This window comes from Spirillospora sp. NPDC052242, assembly GCF_040679555.1.
Lineage (GTDB): Bacteria > Actinomycetota > Actinomycetes > Streptosporangiales > Streptosporangiaceae > Spirillospora.
Map to the genome: position 1 here is coordinate 63,577 of NZ_JBFAUZ010000023.1, position 17,336 is coordinate 80,912.

General features: G+C 75.0%; 18 protein-coding genes and 1 pseudogene. 15 read left to right on the top strand and 4 right to left on the bottom strand.

All coding sequences use genetic code 11. The features are described from left to right. Position 1 precedes the first annotated feature (1 nt). The 11 genes and pseudogenes from AB0L25_RS20070 to pqqE form a co-directional block, all read left to right on the top strand. Positions 2–46 (top strand): annotated as a pseudogene (locus AB0L25_RS20070) (hypothetical protein); the annotation flags it as partial. Between the two features lie 179 nt (positions 47–225). Then, positions 226–555: an allophanate hydrolase-related protein gene (locus AB0L25_RS20075; RefSeq protein ID WP_500174215.1), complete on the top strand. Its 330-nt coding sequence runs from the start codon at positions 226–228 to the stop codon at positions 553–555. A gap of 160 nt (positions 556–715) precedes the next feature. After that, the gene (locus AB0L25_RS20080) at positions 716–1,528 is read left to right on the top strand and encodes a hydroxypyruvate isomerase family protein (RefSeq protein ID WP_500174145.1); all 813 of its coding nucleotides are present in this window, start codon (positions 716–718) and stop codon (positions 1,526–1,528) included. Then, on the top strand, positions 1,525–2,898 hold the full coding sequence (locus AB0L25_RS20085) for an NAD(P)-binding domain-containing protein (RefSeq protein ID WP_500174146.1): 1,374 nt from the start codon (positions 1,525–1,527) through the stop codon (positions 2,896–2,898). The genes AB0L25_RS20080 and AB0L25_RS20085 overlap by 4 nt, the downstream gene beginning before the upstream one ends. A gap of 56 nt (positions 2,899–2,954) precedes the next feature. Beyond that, positions 2,955–4,256, top strand: coding sequence for an allantoinase AllB (gene allB, locus AB0L25_RS20090; RefSeq protein ID WP_500174147.1), 1,302 nt, complete (start codon positions 2,955–2,957; stop codon positions 4,254–4,256). Continuing rightward, positions 4,253–5,266, top strand: coding sequence for an allantoicase (gene alc, locus AB0L25_RS20095; RefSeq protein WP_500174148.1), 1,014 nt, complete (start codon positions 4,253–4,255; stop codon positions 5,264–5,266). The genes allB and alc overlap by 4 nt, the downstream gene beginning before the upstream one ends. A 384-nt stretch (positions 5,267–5,650) precedes the next feature. Further along, positions 5,651–5,773, top strand: a complete 123-nt coding sequence (gene pqqA / locus AB0L25_RS20100) for a pyrroloquinoline quinone precursor peptide PqqA (protein ID WP_500174149.1) — start codon at positions 5,651–5,653, stop codon at positions 5,771–5,773. 10 nt (positions 5,774–5,783) lie between these two features. Beyond that, positions 5,784–6,689, top strand: a complete 906-nt coding sequence (pqqB, locus tag AB0L25_RS20105; RefSeq protein ID WP_500174150.1) for a pyrroloquinoline quinone biosynthesis protein PqqB — start codon at positions 5,784–5,786, stop codon at positions 6,687–6,689. Further along, on the top strand, positions 6,686–7,417 hold the full coding sequence (pqqC, locus tag AB0L25_RS20110; RefSeq protein ID WP_500174151.1) for a pyrroloquinoline-quinone synthase PqqC: 732 nt from the start codon (positions 6,686–6,688) through the stop codon (positions 7,415–7,417). The genes pqqB and pqqC overlap by 4 nt, the downstream gene beginning before the upstream one ends. After that, complete coding sequence (gene pqqD, locus AB0L25_RS20115; protein ID WP_500174152.1) at positions 7,410–7,667, top strand: pyrroloquinoline quinone biosynthesis peptide chaperone PqqD; 258 nt, start codon at positions 7,410–7,412, stop codon at positions 7,665–7,667. The genes pqqC and pqqD overlap by 8 nt, the downstream gene beginning before the upstream one ends. Beyond that, the gene (gene pqqE, locus AB0L25_RS20120) at positions 7,664–8,830 is read left to right on the top strand and encodes a pyrroloquinoline quinone biosynthesis protein PqqE (protein ID WP_500174153.1); all 1,167 of its coding nucleotides are present in this window, start codon (positions 7,664–7,666) and stop codon (positions 8,828–8,830) included. The genes pqqD and pqqE overlap by 4 nt, the downstream gene beginning before the upstream one ends. Positions 8,831–8,853: 23 nt before the next feature. Here pqqE and AB0L25_RS20125 read toward each other — a convergent pair whose 3' ends face one another. The 3 genes from AB0L25_RS20125 to AB0L25_RS20135 all read right to left on the bottom strand — a co-directional run bounded on the left by AB0L25_RS20125 (position 8,854) and on the right by AB0L25_RS20135 (position 12,152). Continuing rightward, positions 8,854–10,209, bottom strand: a complete 1,356-nt coding sequence (locus tag AB0L25_RS20125) for a rhodanese-like domain-containing protein (RefSeq protein WP_500174154.1) — start codon at positions 10,207–10,209, stop codon at positions 8,854–8,856. Positions 10,210–10,329: 120 nt separating this feature from the next. Next, positions 10,330–10,566, bottom strand: a complete 237-nt coding sequence (locus AB0L25_RS20130) for a DUF397 domain-containing protein (RefSeq protein WP_500174155.1) — start codon at positions 10,564–10,566, stop codon at positions 10,330–10,332. A 116-nt stretch (positions 10,567–10,682) separates the two neighbouring features. Further along, the gene (locus AB0L25_RS20135) at positions 10,683–12,152 is read right to left on the bottom strand and encodes a S1 family peptidase (RefSeq protein WP_500174156.1); all 1,470 of its coding nucleotides are present in this window, start codon (positions 12,150–12,152) and stop codon (positions 10,683–10,685) included. 294 nt (positions 12,153–12,446) lie between these two features. Here AB0L25_RS20135 and AB0L25_RS20140 point away from each other — a divergent pair, with 294 nt between their 5' ends. Together AB0L25_RS20140 and AB0L25_RS20145 are read left to right on the top strand one after the other, a co-directional pair. Next, complete coding sequence (locus AB0L25_RS20140; protein ID WP_500174157.1) at positions 12,447–13,028, top strand: RNA polymerase sigma factor; 582 nt, start codon at positions 12,447–12,449, stop codon at positions 13,026–13,028. Then, positions 13,025–14,038 (top strand): CU044_5270 family protein, encoded by a 1,014-nt coding sequence (locus AB0L25_RS20145; protein ID WP_500174158.1) that lies wholly within the window; start codon positions 13,025–13,027, stop codon positions 14,036–14,038. The genes AB0L25_RS20140 and AB0L25_RS20145 overlap by 4 nt, the downstream gene beginning before the upstream one ends. A gap of 65 nt (positions 14,039–14,103) precedes the next feature. Here the strand turns inward: AB0L25_RS20145 and AB0L25_RS20150 are convergent, their stop codons facing one another. Continuing rightward, complete coding sequence (locus AB0L25_RS20150) at positions 14,104–14,763, bottom strand: TetR family transcriptional regulator (RefSeq protein WP_500174159.1); 660 nt, start codon at positions 14,761–14,763, stop codon at positions 14,104–14,106. A gap of 260 nt (positions 14,764–15,023) precedes the next feature. Here AB0L25_RS20150 and AB0L25_RS20155 point away from each other — a divergent pair, with 260 nt between their 5' ends. Further along, on the top strand, positions 15,024–16,154 hold the full coding sequence (locus tag AB0L25_RS20155) for an acyl-CoA dehydrogenase family protein (protein WP_500174160.1): 1,131 nt from the start codon (positions 15,024–15,026) through the stop codon (positions 16,152–16,154). Then, the gene (locus AB0L25_RS20160) at positions 16,155–17,327 is read left to right on the top strand and encodes an acyl-CoA dehydrogenase family protein (protein ID WP_500174161.1); all 1,173 of its coding nucleotides are present in this window, start codon (positions 16,155–16,157) and stop codon (positions 17,325–17,327) included. It begins immediately after the preceding gene. Positions 17,328–17,336 lie beyond the last annotated feature (9 nt).

Below are 17,336 nucleotides of genomic sequence, written 5' to 3' on the forward strand. Positions count from 1 at the left end.
GGTGCGGGGCAGCGCGCCCCGCCCGCCCGGCGCCGCGCCGGCCGTGTCCGCGGCCGGCGAGGCCGCCGGGAGCGTCTCCAGCGGCTGCGTCGAGCGCCGGCACCGACCGGGCCGTCGTCGCGGAGGCCCGCGCGATGCTCGAACTCGGCCGCACCGGCATGGCGTCCGTCCGCTGCCGCGACGGCGGGGAGACGGCGGACGGCCCGCACCCCGCAGGAGACGGCCGTGGCGATCGCGGCGGAGTTCACCGCCGCCCGCCACGGCGGCACCGCGCTGCCCCTCGGGCGGATCAACGGGCCGATCCACCACGACCGCCCGCGCACGGCGGCGCGCGTCACCGGCGAGGTGTACGACGTCGCGATGGACGTGCTGCGCGACCGGCTGCTGCCCGCCGAACCGCCCGAACTCGAACTCGGCGTGATCGAGCTGGCCGGCGGCTCGTCCGCGTTCGCCATGCTGTTGCGTAGGCCGTGCACGTCGTACGTCGGCCTGATCGACATCACCGAGCACGGGAGCTGGCAGGGCTACCGGAACGCGTCGAAGGAGGCCGCGTGACCGAGCGGACCGACCGCAGCGGGAGGAGGCGCCCGCCCAAGGCGGCATGTGCGGCCGATGGGAGCGGACGCGGCGAGCGGGGCGCGGGCACGCGGCCGCCTTCGCCTGGCAGGCGTCCCTTGCGGGCGGCCTGGGCGAGCGAGCGGAGAGGGAGGCGCGCATGAGGCCGCAGTGGGCCGTGAACTGCTCGATCCTGTTCACCGAGCTGCCGCTGCTCGAACGTCCGGCCGCGGCGAAGGCGGCCGGGTTCGACGCGGTGGAGTTCTGGTGGCCGTGGCCGGGCGAGCCCGTGCCGTCCGCCGCCGACGTCGACGCGTTCTGCGCGGCGATCGAGGACGCCCGCGTCCGGCTGATCGGCCTGAACTTCTACGCGGGCGACATGCCGGCGGGGGAGCGGGGCGTCCTGTCGGACCCGGCCCGCGCCACCGAGTTCCGCGAGAGCGTCGGCGTGCTGGTCCGGATCGCCGAGCGGACGGGCGTCCGGTCGTTCAACGCCCTGTACGGGCAGCGGCTCGGCGGCGTCGCGGCGGCCGAGCAGGACCGGGTCGCGACGGCGAACCTGGCGTTCGCGGCGGACGCGGTCGGGGCGCTCGGCGGGACGGTGCTGATCGAGCCCCTCGCCCGGGGGATGAACGGCGCGTACCCGCTGGAGACGGCCGCCGACGCGATGGCCGTCGTGCGGCGGGTGCGGGCGGAGGGCGCGGCGAACGTGAAGTTCCTGTTCGACGCCTTCCACCTGACCGTGAACGGCGACGACCTGGAGAAGGTCGCGCGGGAGCACGCCGCCGACATCGGGCACGTGCAGATCGCCGACGCCCCCGGCCGGGGCCGTCCCGGCACCGGGGAGATCGACTTCGCCCGCCTGTTCCGCGTGCTCGACGCGATCGGCTACGCCGGCCGCGTCGCGCTGGAGTACAGGCCGGACGGGCCGACGGAGCAGGAGTTCGGCTGGATGGAGGGGCACCGGGCATGAGCAGGATCGGATTCATCGGCCTCGGGATCATGGGCGCCCCGATGGCGCGGCACCTCGTCGCCGCCGGGCACGACGTGACCGGGTTCGACGTCGCGCCGAAGGGCCTGGACGCGCTGGTCGGGGCGGGCGGCGCGGCGGCGGACGGCGTCGCGGGCGCGGTCGCCGGCGCGGAGGTCGTCGTGACGATGCTGCCGCAGGACGAGCACGTCGAGGACGTGTTCTTCGGCGCGGGCGGCGTCCTGGAGAGCGCCGCGCCGGGCACGCTCGTCATCGACTTCTCGACCGTCCGGCCGGAGACCTCGATCCGGGTCGCCGAGGCGGGCGCGGAGAAGGGCCTGCGGGTGCTGGACGCGCCGGTCAGCGGCGGCGAGAAGGGCGCGCTGGACGAGGACCACCCGCTCTACGCGGGCATGACCGGCGTGCAGACGTCCCAGCGGTACGGCAACGCGTCGTTCCTCGAATCGGACCTCGTGCTGGCACTCGGCGCCCGGTTCGGCGACCGGCACACCGGGCGGCTCGACGTCTACCGCGCGGGACGCACGTTCATCCACGTCGACATCGAGCCCACGCAGATCGGCAAAGTGTTCGGGCCCGACCTCGGGATCGTGTCCGACACCCGGCTGTTCCTCCGCGCGATCATCGACCTCGCGCGGGCGCGCGGCGCCGGACGTCCCGCCGGGGAGTGGGCCGGGCGCGTGCGGGAGCTCAAGGCGACGCTGACCCGCCGCGAGGACTTCGACGACGTGCCGATCAAGGCGCCCCGCGTCTACAAGGAGATCAACGAGTTCTACTCGTCCGACACCTGCTTCGTGACGGCGATCGGGCTGTACCAGATCTGGGGCGGCCAGCACCAGAAGGCGCCGAAACCCCGGCACTACCAGGTGTGCGGGCAGGCGGGCCCGCTCGGCTGGGAGATCCCGGCGGCGATCGGCGTCAAGACCGCCCTCGCCGCGACCGAACCGGACGCCGAGGTCGTCGGGATCGTCGGCGACTACTCGTTCCAGTTCCTCGTCGAGGAGCTCGCGGTGGCCGCGCAGTACGACGTCCCGTTCGTCCTGATCATGCTGAACAACGAGTACCTCGGGCTGATCCGGATGGCGCAGGACCACGGCGGATACGCCATGAAGTACGAGGCGGACCTGCACTACGACGAGTACGGCACCGACAACGTCAAGATCATGGAGGCGTACGGCTGCGCGGGCACCCGGGTCGTCGAACCGGACGGCATCCGGCCCGCGCTCGAATGGGCCCGCAAGGAGGCCGACCGCACGTCCCGTCCCGTCCTCGTCGAGATCATGATCGAGCGGGAGGCCGACACCGCCAACGGCGTCCGCATCGACCGGATCCGCGAGTACGAGCCCGTCCCGTAAGCCGCCGCGGGGGCGCCGCCGTCCGCGGCGCCCCCGCTCCACCCGGAAGGAGCCGCGTGCCCCGCGACCTGGTGATCAGATCCCGCCGGACGGTCCTGCCGGACGGCGAGCGCCCCGCGGCCGTCGTCGTCCGCGCCGGCCGGATCGCCGCGATCGAGCCCCACGACACGCCGTCCGACGTCGACCTCGGCGGCACCGCGCTGCTGCCGGGGCTCGTCGACACGCACGTCCACATCAACGAGCCCGGACGCACGGAGTGGGAGGGGTTCGCGACCGCGACCCGCGCGGCGGCGGCCGGGGGCGTCACCGCCCTCGTCGACATGCCGCTCAACTCGCTGCCGCCCACCACCGACCCCGCGGCCCTCGCGGTCAAGCGCGCCGCGGCGGACGGCGCGTGCCACGTGGACGTCGGGTTCTGGGGCGGCGCCGTCCCCGGCAACCTCGCCGAGCTGCGGCCGCTGCACGAGCGCGGCGTGTTCGGGTTCAAGTGCTTCACCGCCGACTCGGGCGTCCCGGAGTTCCCGCCGCTGTCCCCGGCGGAGATGCGGGACGCGTTCGCCGAGATCGCGTCGTTCGGCGGCCTCGTCATCGTGCACGCCGAGGACCCCGCCTCCCTGACGGCCCCCGCCGGCGGGCGCTACGCCGCGTTCCTCGCGTCCCGCCCGCCCTCGGCCGAGCGCCGCGCCGTCGAACGCGTCGTCCGGCTCGCCGCGGAGACGGGCGTCCGCGCGCACATCCTGCACCTCTCCGCGGCCGACTGCCTCGCCCCGCTCGCGGAGGCGCGGGACGCCGGGCTGCCCGTCACCGCCGAGACCTGCCCGCACTACCTCACCCTCACCGCCGACGACGTCGCGGACGGCGCGACCGCGTTCAAGTGCTGCCCGCCCATCCGCGACCCCGGCAACCGGGACGAACTGTGGCGGGGCCTCGCCGACGGCGTGATCTCCTGCGTCGTCACCGACCACTCGCCCTGCGCGCCCGAACTGAAACGCGGCGACTTCGCGTCCGCCTGGGGCGGCGTGTCGTCCCTCCAGCTCGGCCTGCCCGCCGTCTGGACGGCCGCGCGCGCCCGCGGCCACGGCCTCGCCGACGTCGTCCGCTGGATGTCCGCGGCGCCCGCCGCGCTCGCCCGCGTCCCCGGCAAGGGCGCCATCGAGGTCGGCCGGGACGCCGACCTCGTCGCCTTCGACCCCGACGCGGCGTTCACCGTCGACCCCGCCGCCCTGCACCACCGGCACCCCGTCACCCCGTACGCGGGCCGGGTCCTCACCGGCGCCGTCCGGACGACCTGGCTGCGCGGCGCGCCCGTCGGCGACGTCCCGGCCGGCCGCCCGCTGACCCGATCGGAGACCGCATGACCGACTTCGCCACCCTCCCCGACCTGGCCGTCCGGACGCTCGGCGGCTCGGTGCTCGCCGCCAGCGACGAGTCGTTCGAGGAGAAGGAGAACCTGATCAACCCGTGGGCGCCCGCGTTCCGCCCCGCGACGTTCGGGCCGAAGGGGCAGGAGTACGACGGGTGGGAGACGGCCCGGCGGCGCGGCCCCGGCCACGACTGGGCCCTCGTCCGGCTCGGCCTGCCCGGCGTGATCCGCGGCGTCGTCGTCGACACCGCCTGGTTCAAGGGCAACTACCCGCCGCACGCGTCCGTCGAGGCGTGCCGCGCCGACGGGTACCCGAGCCCCGCCGAACTCGCGGACGCCGACTGGGTCGAGATCGTCCCGAAGTCCCCGCTGCGGGGCGACGCCGAGCACGCGTTCCCCGTCGACGCCGGGCGGCTGTTCACGCACGTCCGGCTGAACATGTTCCCGGACGGCGGCATCGCGCGGCTGCGCGTGCACGGGGAGGTCGTCCCCGATCCGCGGCTGGTCACCGGACTCACGGTGGACCTCGCCGCCCTCGAGAACGGCGCCCGGGTCGTCGAGTGCTCGGACATGTTCTACTCGTCGCCCGACAACATGCTGTTCCCCGGCCTCGCCCGCAACCAGGGGGAGGGCTGGGAGACGGCCCGCCGCCGCGACTCCGGCCACGACTGGGCGCTCGTCCGCCTCGCCGGCCGGGGCCTGGTCACCCTGGTCGAGATCGACACGACGAACCTCAAGTTCAACGCCCCCGCCGAGGTCGCCGTCCGGGCGATCCACCCGGCCGGGGGCGCCGACGACCGGGCGCCCCACCACGACGTCCTGCCGCGGACGCGGGTCCGGCCCGACACCCGCCACCGGTTCCGCGTGCCGCCCGTCGAGGCGTCCCTCGTGCGGGTGGACGTGTACCCCGACGGCGGCCTCGCCCGGCTCCGCCTCCTCGGCGAGCTCACCCCGGACGGCGAGCGCGCGGTGCGCGCCCGGTGGGACGACCTCACGGGCGCCTGACTCAGGACGCGGCCGCGCGCTCCCCGGGCACGGCGACCGCGCCCTGCGCGGCCGCCGGGGTGACCAACGCGCAGCTCGGTGCGCTGCTCGCCGTGCGGGACGAGCCGGACGTCACCCGGCGCGGGCTCGCCCGCACCCTGGGGCTGCGCGAGTCGGCGGTGACCGCGCTCGTCGCCCGGCTCGTCGAGGCGTGCGCGACCTCGCACACTGGGATCCCGGCGGCCCCGGCTGACCCGGCCGGTGCTCGGCGTCTCCGGGAAATTCTCGTCCGCGAGGTCTGGAAGCGCTTTCTGGAACGACGTAACATCCCTTTCGAGCCCGTCTGGAAAGCGCTTTCAGGACGATGGCGCCGACCGGACGACGTCCCGAGGAAGGTGCACCGTGATGATCGAGCACACCCCCGACACCGACCGGACCGAGGACCGCGCGGCCCGCTGGGTCACGCCCGACTACCAGATCGTGGAGACCTCGATGGAGGTCACGGCCTACTTCACGGCCGAGGGCTGATCACCCCGCGATGCGGCTGCTGATCCTCGGCACCGCGGCGGGCGGCGGCGTCCCCCAGTGGAACTGCGCGTGCCCCGGGTGCGCCGCCGCCCGCACCGACCCGGCCCGGCGGCGACGGCACGCGTCCGTCGCCGTCGAGGCCGGGGACGGGCGGTGGTACATCGTGAACGCGACCCCCGACATCGGCGAGCAGATCGAGGAGTGCGCCGCCCTGCACCCGGGGCCCGGCCGGCGGGACACCCCGGTCGCCGGGGTGATCCTCACCGACGCCGAACTCGACCACACGCTCGGCGTGCCCCGGCTGCGGGAGGCGTCCGAGCTGCGGATCGTCGCGACCGGCGCGGTGCGCGCGGCGCTCGCGGGCGGCCTCCGCCTCGACCGGGTGCTCGCCCCCTACGCGGGCCCGACCTGGACGGCGCTGCCCGTGCGGGAACCGGAGCCCCTCGACGGCGGGCCGCTCGAGATCCGGGGGATCCGGGTCTCCGGCAAGCGGCCCCGCTACGCCGCCGACCTCGACCTGGGCGCCGAGGACGACGCGTGGGTCGTCGCGCTGCGCGTCCGGGACCGGCGGGACGGCAAGGTCCTCGTGTACGCGCCGTGCCTCGCCGGCTGGCCCGCCGAGCTGGACGGCGCCCTCCGCGACGCCGACTGCGTGCTCCTCGACGGCACCTTCTGGGACGACGACGAGCCGCGCCGCGCGGGCTTCACCGAGCGGACCGCGACGGAGATGGGCCACCTGCCGATCACCGGCCCCGGCGGGACCGCCGACCGCCTCGCCGCGCTGCCCGCCGCGCGGCGCCTGTACACGCACCTGAACAACACCAACCCCCTCGTCGATCCGGACGACGCCGGGCACCGGCGGCTCGCGGCGGCGGGGATCGAGGTCGCCAGGGAGGGAGCGGTGATCGAACCGTGAGCACGCCGACGACGGACCGGGCGCCCGCGTGGCCGACCGCCGAGCTGGAGGACCGGCTCCGCGCGCTGGGCGCGGAGCGCTACCACCATCGCCACCCGTTCAACCTGCGGATGCACGAGGGCGGGCTGACCCGCGCGGAGCTGCGCCGCTGGGTGCTGAACCGGTTCCACTACCAGCGGCACATCCCCGTCAAGGACGCGCTGATCCTCGCGAAGCTCGGCGACGGCGCGCTGCGGCGGTCCTGGATCCGCCGCGTCCACGACCACGACGGCGCCCCGGACGGCGACGGGCGGGACGGCGGGATCGAGCGCTGGCTGCGGCTCGGCGAGGCCGTCGGGCTGGACCGGGCGGCGCTGCTGTCCGGCGCGGGCGTGCTGCCGGGCGTCCGGCTGGCCGTGGACGGCTACGTCAACTTCTGCCGGAACGCGTCCCGGCTGGAGGCCGTGGCGTCGTCGCTGACCGAACTGTTCGCGCCCGACCTGATGGCCACCCGGATCGCGGCGTGGGAGCACCACTACCCGTGGGTCGAGCCGGAGGGGCTGCGCTACTTCCAGGTCCGCGTCGGGCAGGGCCGCCGCGACTCCGAGGAGGCGCTGCGGCTCGTCCACGCGTGGGCGCGGACGCGGGACGACCAGGAGCGGGTGCTGGCCGCGTTCACGTTCAAGTGCGAGGTGCTGTGGTCCCTGCTCGACGCGGTCGAGCACGGTGGGGAGGCCGCCGATGGCTGAGTGGCGTCCCGTGCTGGATCGTTCCATCGTGCTGCGGTACGACCGCGTCCGCGACGCCGACCTGCTGCTCATGCCCGAGCGCGCGGTCCGGCTGAGCGGCGCGGGCGGCGGCGTCCTGCGGCTGTGCGACGGCAGCCGGACGGTGCCCGAGATCATCGCCGAGCTCGCCGCGACGTACCCCGGCGCGCCGCTCGACGACGAGGTGCCCGCGTTCCTCGAACGGGTCCGGGCGGAGGGATGGCTGCGATGACCACCGAGCCGACGACCACCGAGCCGACGACCACCGAGCCGACGACCACCGAGCCGACGACCACCGAGCCGACGACCACCGAGCCGGTCCCCGCGCCCTGGGCGCTGCTCGCGGAGGTCACCCACGCGTGCCCGCTGCACTGCCCGTACTGCTCCAACCCGCTCGAACTGGTCCGCCGCAGCGCCGAACTGGCCGCGGCGGACTGGGCGCGGGTCTTCGCGGAGGCCGCCGACCTCGGCGTCGTCCAGGCGCACGTGTCCGGCGGCGAACCGCTCCTGCGTCCCGACCTCGCGGAGATCGTCGCGTCCGCGCACCGCGCCGGGGTGTACACGCAGCTCGTCACCAGCGGCGTCGGCCTCACCGCCGAGCGCCTGGACGTCCTCCTGGACGCGGGCCTGAACAGCGTGCAGCTCTCCTTGCAGGACGCGCGCCGCCCGGGCTCGGACCTCATCGCCGGGCGCGCCTCCTACGCCGACAAGGAGCGCGCCGCCGAGGTGATCCGTGCGGCCGGCGTCCCGTTCGGGCTGAACGTCGTGCTGCACCGCCGCAACCTCGACAACCTGGGGAAGATCATCGAGGTCGGGGCCCGCTGGGGAGCCGACCGGGTCGAGCTGGCCAACGCGCAGTTCCACGGCTGGGCCCTGCACAACCGGACCGCCCTCATGCCGACGCACGGCCAGCTCGACCGCGCGAAGGCCGTGGTCGCCGCGTGGCGCGCCCGCCACGAGCGTCCCGAACTCGTCTGGGTGATGCCCGACCACCACGAGGGCGTCCCGAAGCCGTGCATGGGCGGGTGGGGCGCCCGCTCGATCACCGTGGGACCGGACGGCACCGCGCTGCCCTGCCCGGCCGCCTACGGGATCGCGGACCTCGCGTTCCCGAACGTCCGGGACGAGCCCCTCGCCCGGATCTGGTCGGACTCGCCGGCCTTCAACGCCTACCGGGGCACCGGCTGGATGACCGGCCCGTGCCGCGAGTGCCCGCGCCGCGAGACCGACTTCGGCGGCTGCCGCTGCCAGGCGCACGCCCTCACCGGTGACGCCGCCCGCACCGACCCGGCCTGCGCGCTCTCCCCGGACCACCACCTCGTTCGCGACGCGGCCGCCGCCGCGGGCGGCCCCGAACCCCCGTTCGTCTACCGCCGCCCCGGCGCCCTCCGGTAGAGCGCGCGGGGTCCGGCGGGCCGTCACGCCAGGCCCGTGGCGGGGGACGTCGTGAGGCCCGCGGCGTCGGCGGCGGCGTAGTCGTCGTCGATCAGGACGACGTCGCGGCCCGCGCGGTCGAGGAGGCTCGCGGCGATCGACGCCCGGTAGCCGCTCGCGCAGTGCACCCACAGTTCGTCGTCGGGGAGCTCGTCGAGGAGGGCGCCGAGGGCGTGCAGCGGAACGCCGATCGAGCCCACGACGGCGCCGCGGGCGCGCTCGTCCGTGCGGCGGACGTCAAGGACGGTCGCGCCCGAGGGGACGTCGGCGAACGCGGCGGTCGGGTAGCCGGTGACGCGGCTCGGGGCGGCGACCTCGGCGGGGGAGCCGACGGCGGCGCCGGCCGGACGCTCGATGCCGATGCGGACGAGCTGGCGCTGGGCCTCCGCGATCTGCTCGGGGGTGTCGGCGACCAGGGTGAGCGGGGCGCCCCAGGGGATCAGCCAGCCGATGTAGGTGGCGAACGGGCGGGCGAGTTCGACGCCGATCGTGCCCCGCACGTGGGAGGCGGCGTAGGCGGTGCGGGACCGCAGGTCGACGACCCATTCGCCGCGCGCGATGCGGGCGGCCAGCTCGGCCGGGGCGACGGGGGCGGGCGGGGAGAGGTCGGCGGGGCCCGCGCCCGCGATGTTCCGTTCGCCCATCTGGGCGTAGTAGCGCGGGTAGGCGGTGAGGCCCGCGACGAGGCGGTCGACGAAGGCGTCCTCGGACGGTTCGGTCAGCGCTTCGTTGCGGGCGCGTTCGTCGCCGAGCGTCCACACGGCGTCGTCGGTGGCGGGGGCGGACGAGCAGAAGCTGCCGAACCCGTGCGTCGGGTAGACGCGGGCGTCGTCGCCGGCGAGTTCGGCGAGGCGGTGGGCGGAGCGGTACTGGGCGCGGGCCAGTTCGCGGGTGCGGGACGGGGCCACGAGGTCGGTGCGGCCGACCGTGCCGTAGAGGAGGGAGCCTCCGGTGAACAGGGCCGTCCCGTCCGGGCCGTCGACGGCGTAGGCGAGGTGGGCGTCGGTGTGGCCGGGGGTGGCGACGGCGCGGACGCGCAGGTCGCCGACGTCGAGTTCGTCGCCGTCGGCCAGCGGGCGGTGGTCGAACGCGAGGAGGGCGGACGCGGGGAGGCCGTGGCCGGCGCCGGTGGCGCGGGCCAGTTCGAGCCCGCCGGACACGTAGTCGTTGTGGACGTGCGTCTCCAGGACGAGCGCGCAGCGCACGCCGAGTTCGTCCAGGGCGCGGGTGACGCGGTCGAGGTCGCGTTGCGGGTCGACGACGATCGCGCGCTCGCCGTCGTGCGCGATGTGGCTGCGGTCGCCCAGCGCGGCGGTCTCGATGATCTCGACGTCGGTCATGGTCGCCCCCTTCGACCGCCCGCCCGTGCGGCGGGCCGTCCGATGAGGGGTACATGCCCGACGAAAACGGGGCAATTCGGCCCCGCGGTCCGGAGCGGAGCGCGGGGCCGGACGCGGGGGTCAGGTCCCCTCGGCGGGCTCCTCCTCCAGGAGATCGTCGAACTCGCCGTCCTTGACGCCCGCGATGAAGGCGTCCCACTCGGCCTCGGTGAAGTAGAGGATCGGGCCCTCGGGGTTCTTCGCGTCGCGCATCACAACGGCCCGCTCACCGAAGTCCTTGTGCCGGACGGGGACGTCCTTGCCATCGACGAACTCGATGATGACCCCGTCGCTGAGGATCGGTTCCTGGTCGGTCACTGCACACCTTCTTCGTCCCGGCGCTGTCGGCGTCCCAGCGTAGTGCGGGACGGGGCGGTCACACAGCGGAACGCCCCGGCCGCCCACGGTGGGGAGCGGCGGCCGGGGCGGGGCCGTCACGGCCGGGAGAAGCCGAGCACGTACTCGCCGGAGCCGCTGTAGGAGTGCACCCGGTACCGGTAGTACCCGGCGGTGCCGTTGTAGGAGACGTTCTCGTCGGGCGTCGGGCCGATCGACTGCGCGACCGTCTGCCAGGAGCTCCCGCTCCACTTCTGCAGGTAGAGGTCGAAGTCGGTGCCGTCGGGCCCGTCGAGGCAGGCGGTGTGGGCGCCGGACGACGTGCTCTGGTAGTAGCTGCCGTCCGGCTGGTAGGCGCTCGCGCCGGACGACAGCGAGCCGGTCGCGTTCGTCTGGTGGCCGGTGCAGGAGCCCGGGTCCGGGCCGGGGCCGCCGTCACCGGACGTGACGAGCTCGCGGCCCTGCCGCGCGAGGATCTGCAGCACCTCGCCGACCGGCTGGAAGTACATCTCGTCGCCCGAGCCGTGGCCGTCCCGGCAGGAACCCGACCCGCCGGACGTGATGCCCTGCGCCTGGCCGTCCTCGGTGAACAGCGCGCCGCCGGAGTCGCCCGGGTCGGCGCAGATGTTCGTGCGGATCAGCCCGGTGACGGTGCCCTCCGCGTACCGGACGGTCGCGCCCCGCTGCAGGATCTGCCCGCACCAGATCTGGGTGCCGGTCGTCGCCCCGGACCGGCAGACGCGCGTCCCGACGGGGGCCTCGACGGCGCCGCTGATCGTCTGGTAGGTGCCGTCCCACCGGTTGACCTTCGGCGTCGGCGTCCACTGACCGTTCGTGTCGACCCACGCGTAGTCGTCGCCGGGGAACGACGAGCCGCCGAAGCGTCCCTGCGCCACCCGGTCGGCGCCGCTCGTCGTCTCGCCGGTGCTCCCGCAGTGCCCGGCGGTGATGTAGCCGCCGTCCACGGAGAACGCGACCGAGCATCCGGCGGACGGCGTCCAGTAGCGCTCGCCGCCGACGATGTCGTACATGGGGCGGGGCTTCGCCGCCGAGTGGACGTACTCGACCGCGCCCGCCTCGGCGCCGCTCGCCCGCACGAACCGCTGCACGGCGGCCCGCGAGGACGCCTTGACGACCACCCGGTTGCTCTCCGGGTCGACGTACCAGGCGGTGACGCCGTCCGGCGCCGACGTCGCGTGCCGGTTCAGCCGCGTCTGGACGGCCGTGAGGTCGCGGGCGTCGTACTTCACCACCTTGGGCGTCGCGCCCGCCCGCTCGATCGCGGCGGCCTCCGCCGCGTCGGTGGTGGCGACGACGACCTCGGCCGAGCGGCCGGAGCCGCGTTCGACCCAGGCGCCGCCGAAGTCGGAGCCGAGCGACATCTCGAGCTTCTTCTGGATGCGCGCCGCCTTCAGGTCGGGGTCCGGCGCGGGAGCGGCCGGTGCGGCCCGGGCGGCCTGCGGCCGTGGGGCCGCGGCGCTTCCGGCCTCCGCGAACGCCGGTGTCGCCGGCGCGGCGAGGAGGGCGGAGGCGGCCATGATGCCCAGTGCGACGCGTTTGCGGGCCATGTGGCTCTCCTGGGGGGTGGGAGACGGGAGAGGGGGACGGGCGCCCGATGCCCGGACTGTACGGCCGAGGGTGATCGGCCACAATGAATCGCCTTCGAGGGCTTTTTCACTGTGTATTGCGTTGTCGTCGAAGGCCCCGCCCGTCCCGGCGGGAATTGCCGCGAACGCGCGCCGGGGGATCGGCGAAGCGGGAGTGACCGACGCTCACAGCGGAAGGCACGACATGACCCCTGACCCCACGCGGGCGGCGTCCCCGGAACGCCCGCGCCCCCCCGATCCGGCGGGCGGCCGCGCATGACGGCGCCCACCGTCGACGGCGACGCCGAGATCGTCCGGCGCTCGGTGACGGAACCGGAGTGCTTCGCCGTCCTGTTCGACCGGCACTACCCCGCGATCCACGGGTACGCGTCGCGGCGCCTCGGGCCGACGCTCGCCGACGACGTGGCCGCCGAGACGTTCCTGATCGCGTTCGACCGGCGCGGGAGCTACGACGCGTCCCGCGCGGACGTCCGGCCCTGGCTGTACGGGATCGCGTCCAACCTCATCGCGCGGCAGCACCGCGCGGAGGCCCGCCAGTACCGGGCGCTGGCCCGCGCCGGGACCCCCGGCGTCGACGCCGGGCACGCCGACCGCGTCGCCGGACGGCTCGACGCGCAGGCCGCGCGGGGGCCGCTCGCCAGGGCGCTGCGGAAGCTGCCGCGCGGCGACCGGGACGTGCTGCTCCTGGTCGCCTGGGCCGACCTCGGCGTGCAGGAGGCGGCCGAGGCGCTCGGCATCCCCGCCGGGACGGCGCGGTCGCGGCTGCACCGGGCCCGCAAGAAGATCCGTGCCGCGCTGGGCGGCGGCTTCGACCTGCGAGAGGACACCATCCGATGAACGACATCGACGCCCTGCGCGAGGCGTGGGACGAGCCGGCGGCGCCGTCGCCCGCCGCCCGGGCCGGCGCCCGCGCCGCCCTCATGGACCGCACCGCCGGACGTGCGACCGCCGCGGCCCCCCGGCGCGCCCCGCGCGCCGGGCGCCTCCCGCGCCTCGGGATGCGGCTCGCCGCGGTCGGCGCGCTCGCCACCGCCGCCGTCGTCGGCGTGACGGTGCTCCAGTCGGGGGGCGGCGTGGACGAGCACGGGCGGCCCGCGCCGGTCGTCCCGGGCATCCCGGCGGGGCCGGTCGCGAACGCGTCCGAGCTGCTGGAGCGGGCCGCGAAGTCCGCGGAGACCCGCGCGTTCACCCCGCCGCGTCCCGACCAGTGGATCTATGTCGAGTCGCGGTCGCGGCGCGGCGACACCCCCAACGGGCCCCTGTCGGACGACCCGGCCGACACCCGCACGAACCGGACCTGGACGCGCGCCGACGGCACGGTCATGGCGTACATGGAGGACGGGCGGCTCGAACGCTCGGCGATGATGCCGGCGACGTCGCCGCCGTCGGACTACGCGAGCCTGGCGAAGCTCCCCACGGACCCGGACGCGCTGCTGAAGTGGATCTACGCGGACATGGGCGGGCTGGGCGAGACCGCCGAGGGGCGCCACTCGACCGCCTACTCGATGCTCGGCGCGATCCTGCGGAACAACGTGCTGCCGCCGAAGCTGGAGGCGGCGGTGTTCCGGGCGATCAAGCAGATCCCGGACGTGACGCTCGTCGAGGGGCGCGTGGACATGTCGGGGCGGCAGGCGATCGCCCTCGGCCGGATCACCGAGGGGTACATCCACGAGGAGATCCTCTTCGACCCGAAGACGTACGCGTACCTCGGTGAGCGCGCGGTCGCGATCAGGGACCACTCGACGCGGGGCGAGGACGGGACCCTCTCGTTCCGCGAGGGCGACCTGATGCGGCTGACGGTGCAGGTGCAGACGGGGATCGTCGACGACGCGGGGCAGCGGCCGTAGCGTCGGGCATCCGCGAAGGCTCGGCGGGCGGCCGGAGAACCTTCTCCGGCCGCCCGTCCGCCGCTTCAGTCGCCGAGGAGCCGCGCGGCGGCGATCTCCAGCCGGGCCTGGATCTCGTCGGCCCCGGCCTGCCCGCGCAGCATCTCGATCATCTCCATCGTCCAGACGGCGGTGAGCGCGCGCGCCATCACCCGCCGGGAGTCGTCCACGCGGGCGCCGGATTCGGGGGTGCCGGTCTCGGGCGCGCCGGTCTCGGGCCCCAGGGCGGCGCGCAGCAGCAGGCCGGTCATCCGGTCGCTAAAGTCGGTCTGGACGTCCGACAGCAGCAGCGACCGGATCAGCGCGGCGGCCAGTTCGGGCTCCCGCATCAGGCCGCGGGTGGCGCGCATCAGCGCCTCCACCGCCCGCTGCGGGGACGTGCCCGCGCGGGGCGGGCGCCGCTCGATGCTGCGCTCGAGCAGTTCGATCTCCTCGCCGACGACGGCCACGACGAGGTCGTCCTTCGAGGGGAAGTAGCGGTAGAGGGTGCCGAGCGCCACCCCGGCCCGCTCGGCGACGGTGCGCATCTGCATGGCGTCGATGCCGCCGCGCGACGCGAGCGCGGCCGCCGCCTGGACGATACGCTTGCGCCGCTGGTGCTGGCTGCGGGACCGCGCGTTCTGGCCCGCCCGCCCGGCGGGCTGCCCCGGGATCTCGTCCTCGGCCACGGTCGGCTCTGCGGTCACGGTCCTCACATTCCCTTCGGGCGGGCCCGATCGCCCGCCGTGTCGCCCCCCAGCCTACAACGCTTGCAAGAACCTGTTATCTGAACGGTCGGCGCAGGATGCCGTGCGCCCGCCCGTCGCCGTCCCGTCCACGCGGCCATGCTAGGTGAATCGCGGCGGAACGGTCGCCGATCATCCCTCTGGACACAAAGTAGAATCTGTTCTACTTTCGGCCGTGGGGTCGGCGCGGCCGGCCGCACCTCCTGGAAGGGAGCGGATGAGTGGACTTCAACCTCGACGAGACCCGGAGCGAACTGCGCGGTCTCGCCGCGGACGTCCTGGCGCGCGAGGCGACGGCCGAACGCCTGGAGGCGTTCGACGGGGAACACGGCAAGGGCGGGCCCGCGTTCGACGGCGGCACCTGGAAGGCCCTCGCGCAGGCCGGGCTGCTCGGCGTCGTGCTGCCCGAGGACGTCGGCGGCGCGGGCCTCGGCCCGGTCGAGCTGGCCGTCGTGCTGCGCGAGGTCGGGGCGAAGGTCGCGCCCGTCCCGGCGTACGCGTCGCTGGCCCTCGCGGCGCTGCCGATCGCCCGGCACGGCACGGCCGAGCAGCGCGCGCTGCTCGCCCCGCTGACCGAGGGCGAGACCGTCCTGACCGGCGCGTACCGCGAACCCGGCCCGGCCGGGGAGGTCAGGGCGACGGCCCGCCGGGACGGCGACGGCTTCGTCCTCGACGGCGTCAAGACGTTCGTGCCGTGCGCCCGCGAGGCCGCGCGGATCCTCGTCCCGGCGCGGATCGAGGGCGCGGGCGTCGGCGTGTTCCTGGTCGAGCCGTCCCGGGTCGCGATCACCGCGCAGCCGTCGGCGATCTCCGAACCGCTGTCGCGGATCGCGCTGGACGGCATCCGGGTCGGCGCCGACGCGCTGCTCGGCGGGCCCGACGCCGGCGCGGACGGCGCCGCGTGGGACACCCTGCGCCGGACGGCCGTCGCGGGCGCCGTCGCCGTCTCGTCCGGGGCGATCGAGGGCGCCCTCGACCTCACCAAGGAGTACGTGAAGACGCGCGAGCAGTTCGACCGGGCGCTCGCGCAGTTCCAGGCCGTCACGATGCAGATCGGCGACGTCTACATCGCCAAGCGCGCGCTCGACGTCGCCGTCTGGGCCGGTGTGTGGCGGCTCGCCGAGGGCGCGCCGGACGCCGACGAGGTGCTGGCGATCGCCGCGTTCAACGCCTGCGAGCCCGTCATACAGGCCCTGTACACGTGCCAGCACCTGCACGGCGGCATCGGCCTGGACGTCACCTACCCGCTGCACCGCTACTTCGCCTGGGGCAAGCACTACGGGCACCTGCTCGGCGGCGCGGAGGACACCCTCGACACGATCGGCGCCCTCGTGCGGGTTCAGGAGGCCTGAATGTACATCGACCTGACCGACGAGCAGAAGAAGCTCCGCGCCGAACTGCGCGAGTACTTCCGCGGCTGCCTGACCGCCGAGCAGGCCGAGGCCATCCGCCGCGACCCGTTCGGCCCCGAGTACATGGAGCACACGCGGCGGCTCGGCCGCGACGGGATGCTCGGCGTCGCGCTGCCGAAGGAGTACGGCGGCCGCGGCTACGGCCCCGTGGAGCAGACGATCTTCGCCAACGAGATCGCGTGGGCGGAGGTCCCGTACCCGCTCATCACGCTGAACTCCGTCGCGCCGACGATCCTGCAGTACGGCTCCGACGCGCACAAGGAGTACTTCATCCCGCGCATCCTCGCGGGGGAGTGCCACTTCGCGATCGGCTACAGCGAGCCCGGCGCGGGCACCGACCTGGCGGCCCTGCGCACCACCGCCGTCCGGGACGGCGACCACTACGTCGTCAACGGGCAGAAGATCTTCACCTCGGGCGCCCAGCACGCCGACTACGTCTGGCTCGCCGCCCGCACCGACCCGGACGCCAAGAAGCACAAGGGCATCTCGATGCTCATCGTCGACTGCAAGGACCCCGGGTTCTCGTGGACGCCGATCATCACGATGGACGGCCGGCACCACACGAACTCGACGTACTTCGAGAACATCCGGGTGCCCGCCGACATGCTGATCGGCGAGGAGAACAAGGGCTGGGACCTCATCGTCAACCAGCTCAACCACGAGCGGGTCACCCTCGCCCCCGCCGGGAACATCGGCCACACCTACGACCGGTTCGAGCGCTGGGCCCGCACGACGGACGGTCGGGACGGCCGTCCGCTCATCGAGGAACCGGCCGTCCGCCGCGCCCTCGGCCGGGTCTACGCGTACCTGCGCGTGAACGAGCTGCTGAACTGGCAGGTCGCCGCGAACCAGGACCTCGGCTGGCTCGGCGCCGCCGACGCGTCCGCCAGCAAGATCTACGGCTCGGAGCGGATGCAGGACGTCGGCCGGATCATCGGCGACGTGCTGGCCCGCTTCGGGGACCCCGGCGACCCCGCGACCGCCGACTTCGTCGACCGGCTCGACGAGGGCGTCAAGGGCGCGCTCGTCCTGACGTTCGGCGGCGGCGTCAACGAGATCCAGCGCGAGCTGATCTCGATGATCGGCCTCGGGCTGCCCCGCGCGCCCCGCTGACGTCCGGGG

Bases quoted from the DNA above. Each gene is read 5' to 3' on its own strand.
- pqqB (WP_500174150.1), top strand. From the start codon at position 5,784: ATGCGGCTGCTGATCCTCGGCACCGCGGCGGGCGGCGGCGTCCCCCAG.
- AB0L25_RS20145 (WP_500174158.1), top strand. From the start codon at position 13,025: ATGAACGACATCGACGCCCTGCGCGAGGCGTGGGACGAGCCGGCGGCG.
- pqqA (WP_500174149.1), top strand. From the start codon at position 5,651: ATGATCGAGCACACCCCCGACACCGACCGGACCGAGGACCGCGCGGCC.
- alc (WP_500174148.1), top strand. From the start codon at position 4,253: ATGACCGACTTCGCCACCCTCCCCGACCTGGCCGTCCGGACGCTCGGC.
- pqqE (WP_500174153.1), top strand. From the start codon at position 7,664: ATGACCACCGAGCCGACGACCACCGAGCCGACGACCACCGAGCCGACG.
- AB0L25_RS20135 (WP_500174156.1), bottom strand. From the start codon at position 12,152: ATGGCCCGCAAACGCGTCGCACTGGGCATCATGGCCGCCTCCGCCCTC.
- AB0L25_RS20140 (WP_500174157.1), top strand. From the start codon at position 12,447: ATGACGGCGCCCACCGTCGACGGCGACGCCGAGATCGTCCGGCGCTCG.
- pqqD (WP_500174152.1), top strand. From the start codon at position 7,410: ATGGCTGAGTGGCGTCCCGTGCTGGATCGTTCCATCGTGCTGCGGTAC.
- AB0L25_RS20160 (WP_500174161.1), top strand. From the start codon at position 16,155: ATGTACATCGACCTGACCGACGAGCAGAAGAAGCTCCGCGCCGAACTG.
- AB0L25_RS20125 (WP_500174154.1), bottom strand. From the start codon at position 10,209: ATGACCGACGTCGAGATCATCGAGACCGCCGCGCTGGGCGACCGCAGC.
- AB0L25_RS20085 (WP_500174146.1), top strand. From the start codon at position 1,525: ATGAGCAGGATCGGATTCATCGGCCTCGGGATCATGGGCGCCCCGATG.
- AB0L25_RS20080 (WP_500174145.1), top strand. From the start codon at position 716: ATGAGGCCGCAGTGGGCCGTGAACTGCTCGATCCTGTTCACCGAGCTG.